Below are 12,881 nucleotides of genomic sequence, written 5' to 3'. Positions count from 1 at the left end.
TGCGCCCTCAGGCGGACCGGACCACCGGGGCGGCCGGGAACGCCTCCGGGTAGGCGGTCTGGTACGCGCCGGCGGCCCGCAGGACGAGGTCGTCCCGGAACCGGGCGGCGACCATCTGCAGCCCGATCGGCAGGCCGCCCGAATCGAAGCCGCAGGGCACCGAGAGCGCGGCCTGGCCGGTCATGTTGAACGGGTATGTGAACGGGCTCCAGTCGGTCCAGTCGGTCATGCCCTGGCCCGCGGGGAAGTCGATGCCCGCCGGGATCGCCGTGACCGGCATGGTCGGGGAGAGGAGCAGGTCGTAGCGCGCGTGGAAGCGCGCCATCGTGACCTTCAGCTCGGCCCGGACCTGCTCGGCCGCCAGGAGGTCCGCGGCACTGTAGCGGCGCCCGATCTCGGCGACGGCGACGAAGCCGGGATCCATGCGCGCGCGATCCGCCTCGGTGCGGCCGAAGCGGTCCACGAGGACCGCCATGGCGGAGAACCAGATCACCCGCAGGGCCTCCAGGGGCGAGGCGAAGCCGGGATCGGCCTCCTCGACGACGGCGCCCAGCGCGGCGAGGCGCGCGGCGGCCCGGTCCACCGCGGCGGCGACCTCGGGATCGACGCGGGCGTAGCCGAAGGTCCGGCTGTAGCCGATGCGCAGGCCCGCGACGCCGCCGCGGGCCGCCTCCGTCCAGTCCGGGACGGGGCTCGGGCAGTCGCCGTACAGCCCGTCCGGGGAGGGGCCCGTGACGGCGTTCAGGAACAGGGCCGAATCCGCCACCGTCCGGGTGAGCGGGCCGCGATGGGCCATGTCCCGCAGCGGCGTCGGCGCGTCGGTGGCCAGCCAGCCGAAGGTCGGCTTGATCCCGAAGACGCCGCAGAACGACGACGGGATGCGGATCGAGCCCGCCCCGTCGGATCCCTCGTGCAGCACGCCCATGTTCAGGGCGGCGGCGACGCCGGCCCCGCCCGAGGAGCCCCCCGAGGCCCGGTCGGTGCGCCAGGGATTGACGGTGTTGCCGAAGGCCGGGCCGTGGGTCACGCCCTTCCAGCCGAATTCCGGCGACGTGGTCGTGCCGAGGATGACCGCCCCGGCGGCGCGCAGGCGCCGCATCACCAGGATCTCGTCGGTGGCCGGGGCATCGCCGGTGAGCTTCGAGCCCCGCCGCCACGGGATGCCCTTGACGGCGGTCAGCTCCTTGATCGTCGTCGGCACCCCGTCGATCGGGCTCAGCGCCGCGCCCTTCGCCCAGCGTGCCTCCGAGGCCCGCGCGGCCTCGAGCGCCGGTTCGGGCGCGACAAACGCGAAGGCATTCACTTGCGGGTTGAACCGCTCGATGCGCGCCAGCGCCGCCTGCGCGGCCTCCACCGGCGAGGCCCGGCCGGACGCGAACAGCGCCCCGAGCTCCACCGCGTCCATCGTGCCGAGATCGGTCCGGGTCGTCGTGCGGATCTGGTCCATCGGGCTCACGCGGCGATCGTGTCGAGGGCACGGCCGACGGCGTCGAACATCGCGCCGATCTGCTCCGCGGTGATGATCAAGGGCGGGCAGAAGCACAGGGAATCGCCGATGGCGCGGGCGATCACCCCCTGTTCGAGGGCGGCGGCCTGGATCGCGGCGCCGGCCGCGCCGGGCTTCGCGCCGGGTGCCGTCGCGGGCTTCAACTCGAGCGCCCCGATCAGGCCGACGCCGCGCCACGTCTTCACCAGGGGGTGCTCGGCGAGCCCCGCCAGCCGCTCGAGGAAGAGCGGGCTGAGGCGCCGGCAATTCCCCACGAGGTCGCGCTCCTCGATGATCCGGATGTTCTCCAGGCCCACTGCGGTGGCGACGGGATGGCCCGAGGCCGTGTAGCCGTGGCCGAGCACGCCGAGCCGGGCGGATTCGTCGGCGATCGGTTCGTAGAAGTTCGCGTTCATCAGGATCGCCGAGAGGGGCATGTACGAGGAGGAGATCTGCTTCGAGAGGACCATCACGTCCGGCTCGATGCCGAAGGTCTCGCAGCCGAACATCGCCCCCGTGCGCCCGAAGCCGCAGATCACCTCGTCGGCCACCAGCAGCACGTCGTAGCGGCGCAGCACCGCCTGGATCTCCGCCCAGTAGTTCTCCGGCGGGACGTAGACCCCGCCCGAGGCCATCACCGGCTCGCCGAAGAAGGCCGCCACGGTGTCCGGCCCCTCGGCCAGGATCAGTGCTTCGAGCTCGTCCGCCATGCGCCGGGAGAACGCGGCCTCGCTCTCGCCCGGCAGGGCCGACCCGGCGTAGTCGGGGCAGGAGACGTGGCGCATCCGGTCGAGCGGCAGGTCGAAGCTCTCGTGGTTGCGCGGAAGGCCGGTGATCGAGCCCGCCGCGATGGTGACGCCGTGGTAGCCCTTCAGGCGGCCGATGATCTTCTTCTTCTCCGGCTTGCCCAGGGCGTTCGAGCGGTACCACGCCAGCTTGACGACGAGGTCGTTGGCCTCGGACCCCGAGGAGGTGAAATGCACCTTCGACATCGGGACCGGCGCCAGGCTGATCAGCTTCTCAGCGAGGTCGACCGAGGGGCCATGCGTCTTGTGCGCGAAGATGTGGTAGTAGGAGAGCTGGTCCATCTGCCGCTTGGCGGCGTCCGACAGGCGCCGCTCGCCGAAGCCCACGGCGACCGACCAGAGACCCGCCAGCCCCTCGATGTAGCGCCGGCCGGCATTGTCGTAGACGTAGATCCCCTCGCCCCGCTCGATCACGAGCGCGCCGGTCTTGTCGTAGTTGCGCAGGTCGACCAGCGGATGGAGCTGGTAGGCGATGTCGCGCGCCTCGACGGAGTTGGGCATGAAGGTCATCAGACGGGTGTCCTGATCGCGGCGGGAGGGAGAGCGAAGGCGGAGGCCTCCGGCGAGGTCGTTCGGGGCCTGCGGCCGGGGATCGCCGCCACGAGGCTGCGCGTGTAGGGCGCGCGGGGATTCGAGAAGATCTCGGGCCCCGGCCCGATCTCCACGACGGCGCCCTTCTCCATCACCATCACGCGGTCGCAGATCTTGGCCGCCACCCGCAGGTCGTGGGTGATGAACAGGAGCGAGAGGTGCAGCTCCCGCTTCAATTCGTCGAGGAGGTCGAGGATCTGGGCCTGGATCGAGACGTCGAGGGCGCTGACCGCCTCGTCGGCCACGATGATCTCGGGCTTGAGCGCCAGGGCCCGGGCGATGCCGATGCGCTGGCGCTGCCCCCCGGAGAACTCGTGGGGGTAGCGGTCCGCCGCCGAGGCGTCGAGGCCGACGCGCGCGAGGAGCGCGGACGCGGCCTTCAGGGCGGTCCCGACGTCCTCGCCGTAGGCGATCGGGCCGTCGGCGATGGCCCGCCCGACGCGCACCCGCGGGTTCAGCGAGCCGTAGGGATCCTGGAAGACCATCTGGATCCGCCGCCGCGCCTGCCGCAGGGCCTCGCCCGACAGGCCGGCCATGTCGATGCCGCCGAGGCGCACCCGTCCCCCGTCCGGGTCCTGGAGCCGCACGAGGCACCGCCCCACCGAGGACTTGCCCGACCCGCTCTCGCCGACGATGCCCAGGGTCTCGCCGCGGCCGAGGGTGAACGAGACGTCGCGCACCGCCGCGACGGTCCGGGGCGCCCGGAACAGGCCGCCGCCGAGCGTGTAGGTCTTGGTCAGTCCCTCGACGTCGAGGACGGGAGCCCGGGGCGCCGCCCGCGCCGCCCGGCCGGCCCCGGCCTCCATGTCGGGGATCGCGGCGATCAGCTTGGCGGTATAGGGGTGCTGCGGCCGCTCCAGGATGTCGGCGGCGCGGCCCTCCTCGACGATCCGGCCGTGCTGCATCACCGCCACCCGGTCGGCGATCTCGGCGACCACACCGAAATCGTGGGTGATGAACATCACCGCCATGCCGCGCTGGGCCTGGAGATCGCGGATCAGGCGCAGGATCTGCGCCTGGGTGGTGACGTCGAGCGCCGTGGTCGGCTCGTCGGCGATCAGCACCTGCGGTTTGAGGGCCAGCGCCATGGCGATCATCACGCGCTGCCGCTGGCCGCCCGAGAGCTGGAACGGGTACGAGGCCGCGGCGCGCGCCGGGTCCGGCAGGCCGACCTCGGCCAGCAGTTCGAGGGCCCGGCTCCGGCGCGTCCGCGGCGTCAGCAGGCCGTGCGCGGCGAAGACCTCGGCGATCTGCGCCTCGATCCGCATCAGCGGGTTGAGGGCCGTCATCGGCTCCTGGAAGATCATCGCGATGCGCCGCCCGCGCACCGCGTAGAGCTCCGCCTCGTCGAGGGTGAGCAGGTCGGTCCCGCCGAGGAGGATCCGCCCGCCGACCGGCCGCACCGTCTCCGGCAGGAGACCCATCGCGGCGTTGGCCGACATCGACTTGCCCGACCCGCTCTCGCCGACGATGCAGAGGATCTCGCCGGCGCTGAGCGTGAAGCTCACTCTGTCGACCGCGTAGGGGCGGTCCGCGCCGGGCGGCAGGGCGATGGCGAGCTTCTCGACGACGAGGACCGGCTCGCCGGGGGCGTGAGTTTGCGGGGCGACAATCATGGCTGCGCCCCTCATCGCGTCTTGCGCGACAGGCGCGGGTTGAGGGCGTCGTTCAGCCCCTCGCCGACGAGGTTCAGGGCGAGCACCGTCAGGAGGATCGCGACGCCGGGAAACAGGCTCACCCACCATGCCTGCCGGATCACCGTGCGCCCGGCGCCGATGACGTAGCCCCACGACATGATGTTGGGATCGCCGAGACCCATGAACGACAGGGCGCTCTCGAGCAGGATGGCGGCGGCCACCATCATGGTCCCGAGGACGATGACCGGCGAGAGCGTGTTGGGCAGGATCTGCCGCAGGATGATCGGGCCGCTGCGCTGGCCCGACAGCACCGCGGCCTGCACGAATTCCCGGCCGCGCAGCGCCATCACCTCGCCCCGCAGGAGCCGGGCCACCGGCGGCCAGCTCACGATCGCGATCGCCGCCACGATGGAGACGAGGCTCGGCCGGAAGATCGCCACCAGCACCACCGCGAGGGCGAAGTTCGGCACGCTCTGGAAGAACTCGGTGAAGCGCATCAGCAGGTCGTCGATCCGGCCGCCGAAATAGCCCGCGACGGCCCCGATCGGGATGCCGATCAGCAGCGCCGCGAGCGTCGAGACGAAGCCGACCAGCAGGGACACCCCGGCCCCGTGGGCGACCGCGGAGGCGATGTCCCGGCCCATCGTGTCGGTGCCCAGCGGGAAGCCGCTGTTGGTGAAGGGCGGCAGGAACGGGCGCTGCACCATCGCCCAGGGGGAGCGCGGGTAGAGCGCCGGCGCCGCCATCGCCAGGACCAGCACCAGGACGAGGATGACGATCCCCGCCACCGCGCCGCGGTTGCGGGCGTATCGGACCCAGAACGCCGTCATGCCGCAGCTCCGATACGGGGATCCACCAGCCGGTAGAGGATGTCGGTGATGAGGTTGAAGGCCAGCACCATGGCGGCGGAGACGACGAAGATGCCGAGGAGGAGGTTGTAGTCCCGCTGCTCCAGGGCCTCGAACATCAGCCGGCCGATGCCCGGCCACGCGAACACGGTCTCGATCAGCACGGCGCCGCCGACGAGCTGGCCCGCCTGGAGGCCCGCCAGCGTCACCACCGGCAGGATGGCGTTGCGCAGGATGTGGCGGACCAGCACGGCGCGGGGGCGCAGCCCCTTGGCGCGGGCGGTCCGCACGAAGTCGAGGCGGCTCACCTCCAGCACCGAGGCCCGCGTCATGCGGGCGTAGACCGCCATGAAGAACAGGCCGAGGGTCAGGGCCGGCAGCACGAGGTGGTGGAGGATGTCGGCCGCCCGTTCGAGGCCGCTATAGCCCGACCCGACGCTCTCGTAGCCGAAGCCGGGAAACCACCCGAGCTGCACCGAGAACAGCAGCACCGCCATCAGCGCCAGCCAGAACAGCGGCGTGGCGTAGAACAGGAGGGCGAGGGTCGAGATGACCGAGTCGGAGACCTTGCCCTGGCGCGAGGCCGCCAGCGCCCCCGCCGCCACGCCGAGGACGAGGGAGATCAGGAAGGCCGAGCCCGACAGGAGCAGGGTGGCGGGCAGCCGGTCGGCGATCAGGTCGATCACCGGCATGCCCTGGCGGTAGGAATAGCCGAAGTCGAGCCGCAGGACGTTGGCGAGGTAGGTCAGGAGCTGGATCGGCAGCGGCCTGTCGAGGCCGAAGCGCTCGCGCAGCTGCTGCAGGAAGGCGGCGTCGGCATCGCCGGCCTCGCCCGCCATCACGGAGGCCGGATCCCCCGGCGCCGCGTGGATCAGCGCGAAGTTGAGGATGACGATCCCGACGAGGATGAGCGCCATCTTGCCCAGGCGCGCGGCGATGAAGCGGGGCATGACGGGAAGGGTCCTCCGCGCGCGGGAGCCCGGCCGGGGCGGCCGGCGGCTCGGTGTCGGACGGGGCCCCGCGATCGGGGCCGGGGCAGGGGGCGTCGTGCGGGCCGGTCCGGCGCCGTCAGCGCTTGATCCACGTGTCGCGCAGCGAGTCGTTGAGACCGTTGGCGGTGGTGATCAGGTCCTGGAAATTGCACCGGTAGATGACCGGGAAGCGCAGATCGAGCAGCCACGCCACGGGCACGTCCGCCTGAACCGCCTTCTGGACCTCGTCGTAGAGGTCCTGGCGCTTCCCGGCCGGCGTCGCCAGGGCCGCCTTGGCGAACAGCGCGTCCACGGTCGGGTTCGCGTAGCCCTCGACGTTGTTCCAGGGGTTGCCCTTGGAGATCTGCGAACTGATGTAGTTCCGCTCGACGCCGAGGGCCGGGTCGCCGTTCTGGAACAGGAAGGTGAAGGCCATGTCGTAGTCCCACTGGGACACGCGCTGGTTCCAGCCCGCCACGTCGGTGGCCTGGATCTCGACGGGGATGCCGACGTCGCCGAGATTCTGCTTCACGGCCTCCGCCCAGCGCTGCCACGTCTCGCCGTAGGGGAGCGGCAGCAGCTTCAGCGGCTTGCCGTCGTAGTGCATCTCGGCGAGCAGCGCCTTGGCCTTCTTCGGGTCGTGCGGATACTGCGGCTGGACGGCCTTGTAGAACGGTGTCGTCCCGGCGATCGGACCGGTGGCGACCTTGCCGATCCCGTTCCACAGGACGTCGAGGGCGAACTGGCGGTCCATGGCGTACATGACCGCCTGGCGAAACCGCACGTCGTTCATCGGCGGCTTGCGGTTGTTCAGCCAGAGAAACGACAGGGGCGAGTCGAACTCCTGCCCCTTCTGCGAGACGCAGGTGTTCTTCAGGGTCGTCAGCCGCGGCACGTCGAAATTCTCGACGGACCCGCCCGGCAGCACGTCGACCTTGCCGGTCTCGTAGGCCACGGCGCGCGAGGCGCCGTCCGGGATGACGTGGTAGTAGATGTCCTGAAGATAAGGCTTGCCGGAGAGATAGTAAGTCTCGTTCTTGACGAGGTGGATCGCGCTGCCCTTCCGCCAGCTCTCCAACTTGAACGGACCGGTGCCGATCGGCCGGTCGTTCGCCGGGTTGGACGCGTAGTCGGTGCCCTCGTAGATGTGTTTCGGCACCATCGGCATCACCCAGAAGGCGAAGCTGCGGATGAAGGGCTCGAAGGGTTCCTTGAGGGTGAAGACCACCGTGTGATCGTCCGGCGCGGCGACACCGGCCACGCGCGTCATCGTGTTCCTGTGCCGCGGCTGCGTCTTCATGAGGAAGTCGTTGACCGAGAACAGAACGTCGGCGGCGGTGAACGGCTTGCCGTCGTGCCACGTCACCCCTTCATTGAGGTGGAACGTGTAGCGCAGCCCGTCGGGAGAGATCTCCCAGCTCTTCGCGAGGGAGGGCAGCGGACTGAGCTTGTCGTCGTAGCGCAGCAACCCCTCGTAGATCTGCCCGGCCACGAGCTGCGTCGGCGCGTTGGTCACGAGGCCCAGCATCAGGCTGGGCGGTTCCGGCTGGACGATCAGGTTGGCGCGACCGCCCGGGACGGGCTGTGCCTGCCCGGCGGACGGTGCGGCGAGAACCGCGATCGTGAGCAAGCTTCGAAGAACGTTCGACATGGAAGCTCCATCCACTGAAACGACCTGCGCGGATCACTCGAGCGCGTCAGAAAACGATGTGCTGTCCTCGTGCTGAGGCCGGGCGTCGCTCCTCACCGTCCGACGCGTGACGGTCCCGCCCCCGCCGGTGGACCGGGCGGTCCCGCCGCGGAAGGGCTCAGCGATATATCGGTATATCAAAATTAATTCAGAGGTTTGTCAAACCGAGGTGGCGGAAAAAGGTGTCACGCGGCGCCTCATTGCGCGCCAGGCTCGCCCAAATGTTGAGCCCGGCGGACCGATGCGGTGCGGCGCGCTCGGCACGACACCTGGAAGCCGGGTCATCGACGCGCGCGCTCCCGACCCGGTCTCGCGCCCGGGCCGATCCGAGCCCCGCGCGGCCCGGGTCTGATCGGCGCGGGATCGGCGGCGCGACGGGATCGCACGCGCGGCGCGGACTTATAATCCCGTTCGCCCGCTCACGAGGGATGAATTATTCTGCTTGCCATCTGATCTTGGCACACAGAATAATGCATGCCGCCAAGCCAATCTCGGAACCCGGCGAACGGTTCCGGCGACGGCAAGCGATGCGCCGACGTGCACGCCAATCCTATAGCACGTCGCCGGATGTCAGCGCAGGGACGAGGGAGGAAGGTCATGGCCATGCCAAATGCCACGCCGGCTACGGCGATACCCAGTACAAATCGATGGTTGCAGATCGTGCTCGGCGTGATCTGCATGGTCGCAGCGGCCAACATCCAGTATGCCTGGACGCTGTTCGTTCCCGAGATCCAGAAGACCTTCGGTTGGGACCGCGCCGCGATCCAGGTCGCCTTCACGATCTTCGTCGTCGTCCAGACCTGGCTGACCCCGATCGAGGGCTACTTCATCGACAAGTACGGCCCGAGCCGCGTCGTGATGTTCGGCGGCCTGATGACAGGCCTGGCCTGGGTCATCAACTCCTACGCCACCAGCCTGAGCGGCTTCTATCTCGGCTCGGTGGCCGGCGGCATCGGCGTCGGCTGCGTCTACGCCACCTGCGTCAACAACGCGCTCAAGTGGTTCCCGGACAAGCGCGGCCTGGCGGTCGGCCTCACGGCGGGCGGCTACGGCGCCGGCTCGGCGCTCACCATCCTGCCGATCGCCAAGATGATCGACGGCGGCAACTACGCCCAGGCCTTCTTCGTCTTCGGCCTGATCCAGGGGGCCATCATCATCGCCGCCGCCATCGCCATGCGCGCCCCGCGCAAGGATCAGGTGCCGTTCTCCACCAAGGTCCTGCAGTCGCGGCGCGACTACACGCTGGGCGAGGCGCTGCGCACCCCCGTGTTCTACGTGATGCTGCTGATGTTCACCTGCACGGTGACGGGCGGCCTGATGGCCGTGGCCCAGCTCGGCGTGATCGCGCAGGATCTCGGGGTGAAGAACTTCCAGGTCAACCTGTACTTCTTCGCCATGGCGGCGCTGCCCTTCGCGCTGATGCTCGACCGGATCATGAACGGCATCTCGCGCCCGCTCTTCGGCTTCGTCTCGGACCGGATCGGGCGGGAGAAGACGATGTTCATCGCGTTCGCGATGGAGGGCATCGGCATCGTGGCTCTGGGCTACTTCGGCTCCAACCCGTGGGCCTTCGTGATCCTGTCCGGCGTGGTGTTCCTGGCCTGGGGCGAGGTCTACTCGCTGTTCAGCGCCACCGCCGCCGACACCTTCGGCTCGAAGCACATCGGCAAGATCTACGGCGTGCTCTACTGCGCCAAGGGCTTCGCGGCGCTGTTCGTGCCGGTGGGCAACCTGATCATGCAGGCGACCGGCACCTGGGCGACGGTCCTCTACACCGTGGCGACCATGGACCTGATCGCCGCCGTCCTGGCGATCGCGGTCCTGCGACCGATGCTCAAGCAGCACCACGCGGCGAACACCGACGCGGCGGCGCCGGCGCTGAAGCTGGCCCACGCCTGAGCGGCGGGCCCGGCCGCTCCGCGGCCCGGCCACACCCGCGCTGCCCCGGCTCCGGAATCCCGGAGCCGGGGCAGCGACGATCGAGCGGGCCCCGCGCCGCCGGCACGCGCGGAATCGTCTCTCCCGCGCGCCTGGCGGCCGCGAGCCATCCCAGATCTATCTCCGAACCTTTGGCCGAACCCTTGGCCGAACCTTTGGCTGTCACCTTGGCCGGGCACCGAAGACCGGGCGATGCGCGGCGTCCCGACGCCTCCCGCCCGACCTCTCGACCGCGCTCCGGCGCCTTCCCACGATCTGAGGCCAGACTCACCTCTCGCGTTTTCGGAGCCCGACCGTGCTGCAGCCTTCCGAGACCTCTCTGGGTCTAGCCTCGATCGGACAGACACTGAGCCTGCGTGAACAGGCCTACGACAGCATCAAGCAGTCGATCCTGGCGATGGATCTCTACGACGGCTCGGCGCAGATCCGGCTGCACGAACACCAGATCGCGCAGGATCTCGGCATCAGCCGCACGCCGGTCCGAGAGGCCCTGACGCTCCTGGAGCGGGAGGGCTTCGTGAGCACCGTGCCGCGCCGCGGCCTCTTCGTGACGCGCAAGACCAAGCGCGAGATCGTCGAGATGATCACCGTCTGGGCCGCGCTCGAAGGCATGGCGGCCCATGCCGCCGCGCGGCACGCCGCGGATCCCGATCTCCGGGCGCTCGGAAGGGCGTTCGATGATTTCGAGATCTCGACCCTGCCCAGTCATCTGAAGGCCTACGACGTGGCCAACCTCGACTTCCACCGGACGATCATCCGCCTCGGCGGCTGCGGATTGATGGTCGAGATGACGACCAACCTGTTCATCCACATGCGGGCGCTCCGGTCGGCCTTCCTCCATCGGGCCGGGAGGCTCGAGGACTCGATGCGCGAGCATGCCGCCATCATCGCCGCGCTGCAGGCCCGCGACGCGGATCGGGCCGCGATCCTCGTCCGCGATCACGCCCTCGGGCTGATCGCGCACGTCGAGGCGCACTGGGCTTGGCCGGAGGGGTAAGAGCCCCCCGCCGACGGAGGACCGACCTATGCTACCGCCCGTTCAGATGACCGATCTGCTCGGCCTCGGCTTCCTGATCATCGGACTCGTCGGAGCCGGGATCGCCAGCGCGAGCCGGTCGACGCGCTTCGCCGAGGAGCCGCGTGAGGAGCTCGCCGGCGGAGCGCTGCTGGTGGCGATCCTCGGCCTCGCCTTCGTGCTGGCCGAGTGAGCGGGCGCAGCGCCGGCAGGGTCGGCCTCTCCGCGCGCGTCGCCGCGGCCCGCGGCTGTCGCGGCCCTGGATCGCGGCGGAGGATCCCGGCCGCTCCAGATCCTCCGGCGCGCGCCGTCCCGGGCCGCCCTCTTCATCGCCGGCAACGGGGCCCGGCTGGAGCGGAGGTCCGGCGCGCTACGCCGCCTGCCCCGCACGCGCCGTCCACTTCTCGAACTTCCCGAGCACGCCCCACGCCGTCAGCCCGATGAAGATCGGCATCGTGTAGGGGCTCAGCCCGAAGGCGGGCGTGAGCTGTGCCAGCACCTGGCCCAGACCTGTGCCGGCCGGCACCTGGGACAGGATCTGCGTGACGACCGCGCCGATGATGCCGATCGCCGACTTCTTGCCGGAGAGCAGCTGCCCGATCGTCTGCCCGAGGGCGCCGTTGACCGGCCCGAGAACCGCGCCCTCGGGACGCGCCGTCGGCGGGCCGGGCAGGGCCGGGGCGGTCGGCAGGCGCGCGCCGTCGATCTGCCGGCGCAGGGCCTGGAGGAGCTCGTCGAGCCGGGCCGCGACATCCGCGGGCGGCGCGGCCGGCACAGGGGCGGCCGGCGCGATCACCACAGGGTGCATCGGGGCGGGGTGCATCGGGATATCCGCCCTCGCGGCGACCTGTCGCTCCAGGTCCCGGATCCGCGCCAGCACCGCGTCGTCCGGCGCCGCCGGCGGCGCCGCCGGCCGCAGCGCCTCCTGGATCGCCGCGACCGTGCGCGCGTCCGCGAGGCCGGTATCGTCCAGGCCGCACCGCTCCTGGAACGTCGCCACGGCCGTCATGGTCCGCGGTCCGTTCCGGCCGTCCTCGACGAGGGGCGGCGTCGCGCCGAGGCGGTTGAGCGATTGCTGGACCCAGAGCGTGCTGTCGGCGAGTTCGTCGTCGGGCTCGCGGGACACGGCAGCCTCGACGGCGCGCGGCGCCGCGAGCGCGACCGTGGCGTCCATGTCGATGAGGCTCCGCAGGATCACCGCCGTGCCGATCTGCGTGTCGACCACGTTCGGGTCGAAGACGTGGTCGCGCACGAACTTGCCGCCGCGCGCGCCCGGCGGCCCGTAGGCCGTCGACCCGCCCCAGAGATACGGCGAGTTCACGCCCCGGCCGTGATAGCCGTAGCCGTTGAAGCCCTCGAGCCGGTAGAGCGCGCGCGCGACGCTCCAGTCGCCGACCCCGATCAGGCCCTGGAGGCGCAGCGCGTCGACTGCCCCTTCGACGAAGGCCTGCGGCCCCGTGAAGGGCCCGCGGCCCTTCGGGACGATCGTGGTCCGTCGTCCGAGCTTCTGCCCGTTGCCGAGATAGGTGCCGAAATCGAAGGCCGATTCCCGGTAGTGGCAGAGTCCGACGAACCACCAGGGCACGCCCGTGCGCGCCTCGATCTCCTGGTAGCGCGGTTTGCCGGCGGCGAGCTGCTGCGCGAGCTTGCGCACGGCCGCGAGCTTCTCCGGCCGGATCTCAAGCGACGCCCAGGTCCGCTCGTAGCCGTCCTGAAGATCCTTGAAGGCTGCCATGTCGATGCTCCGGGCTCTGCGGTGACGAAGCCTTGACGGGAACGGCGCGGTCGGCCCGCGCGGCGGGCCGGAGCCCGCACGCGGCCGGAGCCCGCACGAGGCCGGAGCCCGCACGAGGCCGGAGCCCGCACGCGGCCGGGCGCCGCGCGGGCGGGTCTGCGCGC

General features: G+C 70.7%; 10 protein-coding genes. 3 read left to right on the top strand and 7 right to left on the bottom strand.

Features of this window, described 5'->3' with window-relative positions; translation table 11 throughout:
• Positions 1 to 7: 7 nt before the first annotated feature.
• The 6 genes from ACLBXO_RS25195 to ACLBXO_RS25170 form a co-directional block, all read right to left on the bottom strand.
• Positions 8 to 1,447 carry an amidase gene (locus ACLBXO_RS25195; RefSeq protein WP_447687130.1) on the bottom strand — a complete coding sequence of 480 codons (1,440 nt, stop codon included), beginning with the start codon at positions 1,445 to 1,447 and terminating at the stop codon, positions 8 to 10.
• A 5-nt stretch (positions 1,448 to 1,452) separates the two neighbouring features.
• Positions 1,453 to 2,802 (bottom strand): aspartate aminotransferase family protein, encoded by a 1,350-nt coding sequence (locus ACLBXO_RS25190; RefSeq protein WP_331317408.1) that lies wholly within the window; start codon positions 2,800 to 2,802, stop codon positions 1,453 to 1,455.
• A complete protein-coding gene (locus ACLBXO_RS25185) occupies positions 2,802 to 4,499 on the bottom strand; it encodes an ABC transporter ATP-binding protein (protein ID WP_447687096.1) in 1,698 nt (565 codons plus the stop codon). The genes ACLBXO_RS25190 and ACLBXO_RS25185 overlap by 1 nt, the downstream gene beginning before the upstream one ends.
• Before the next feature lie 11 nt (positions 4,500 to 4,510).
• Complete coding sequence (locus ACLBXO_RS25180; protein WP_447687095.1) at positions 4,511 to 5,350, bottom strand: ABC transporter permease; 840 nt, start codon at positions 5,348 to 5,350, stop codon at positions 4,511 to 4,513.
• Complete coding sequence (locus ACLBXO_RS25175; protein WP_331317404.1) at positions 5,347 to 6,318, bottom strand: ABC transporter permease; 972 nt, start codon at positions 6,316 to 6,318, stop codon at positions 5,347 to 5,349. The genes ACLBXO_RS25180 and ACLBXO_RS25175 overlap by 4 nt, the downstream gene beginning before the upstream one ends.
• A 118-nt stretch (positions 6,319 to 6,436) precedes the next feature.
• A complete protein-coding gene (locus ACLBXO_RS25170) occupies positions 6,437 to 7,990 on the bottom strand; it encodes an ABC transporter substrate-binding protein (RefSeq protein ID WP_447687094.1) in 1,554 nt (517 codons plus the stop codon).
• A 636-nt stretch (positions 7,991 to 8,626) separates the two neighbouring features.
• Here ACLBXO_RS25170 and oxlT point away from each other — a divergent pair.
• The 3 genes from oxlT (at position 8,627) to ACLBXO_RS25155 (ending at position 11,175) form a co-directional block, all read left to right on the top strand.
• Positions 8,627 to 9,928, top strand: coding sequence for an oxalate/formate MFS antiporter (oxlT, locus tag ACLBXO_RS25165; protein WP_331317400.1), 1,302 nt, complete (start codon positions 8,627 to 8,629; stop codon positions 9,926 to 9,928).
• A gap of 334 nt (positions 9,929 to 10,262) precedes the next feature.
• The gene (locus ACLBXO_RS25160) at positions 10,263 to 10,964 is read left to right on the top strand and encodes a GntR family transcriptional regulator (protein ID WP_447687093.1); all 702 of its coding nucleotides are present in this window, start codon (positions 10,263 to 10,265) and stop codon (positions 10,962 to 10,964) included.
• A gap of 28 nt (positions 10,965 to 10,992) precedes the next feature.
• A complete protein-coding gene (locus tag ACLBXO_RS25155) occupies positions 10,993 to 11,175 on the top strand; it encodes a hypothetical protein (protein WP_331317397.1) in 183 nt (60 codons plus the stop codon).
• Between the two features lie 177 nt (positions 11,176 to 11,352).
• Here ACLBXO_RS25155 and ACLBXO_RS25150 read toward each other — a convergent pair whose 3' ends face one another.
• A complete protein-coding gene (locus ACLBXO_RS25150; RefSeq protein ID WP_447687092.1) occupies positions 11,353 to 12,717 on the bottom strand; it encodes a peptidoglycan-binding protein in 1,365 nt (454 codons plus the stop codon).
• Positions 12,718 to 12,881 lie beyond the last annotated feature (164 nt).

This window comes from Methylobacterium sp. C33D (assembly GCF_053345825.1).
Note: the sequence above shows the minus strand (reverse complement) of the source record. Positions and strands in the feature narration are given on the sequence as shown.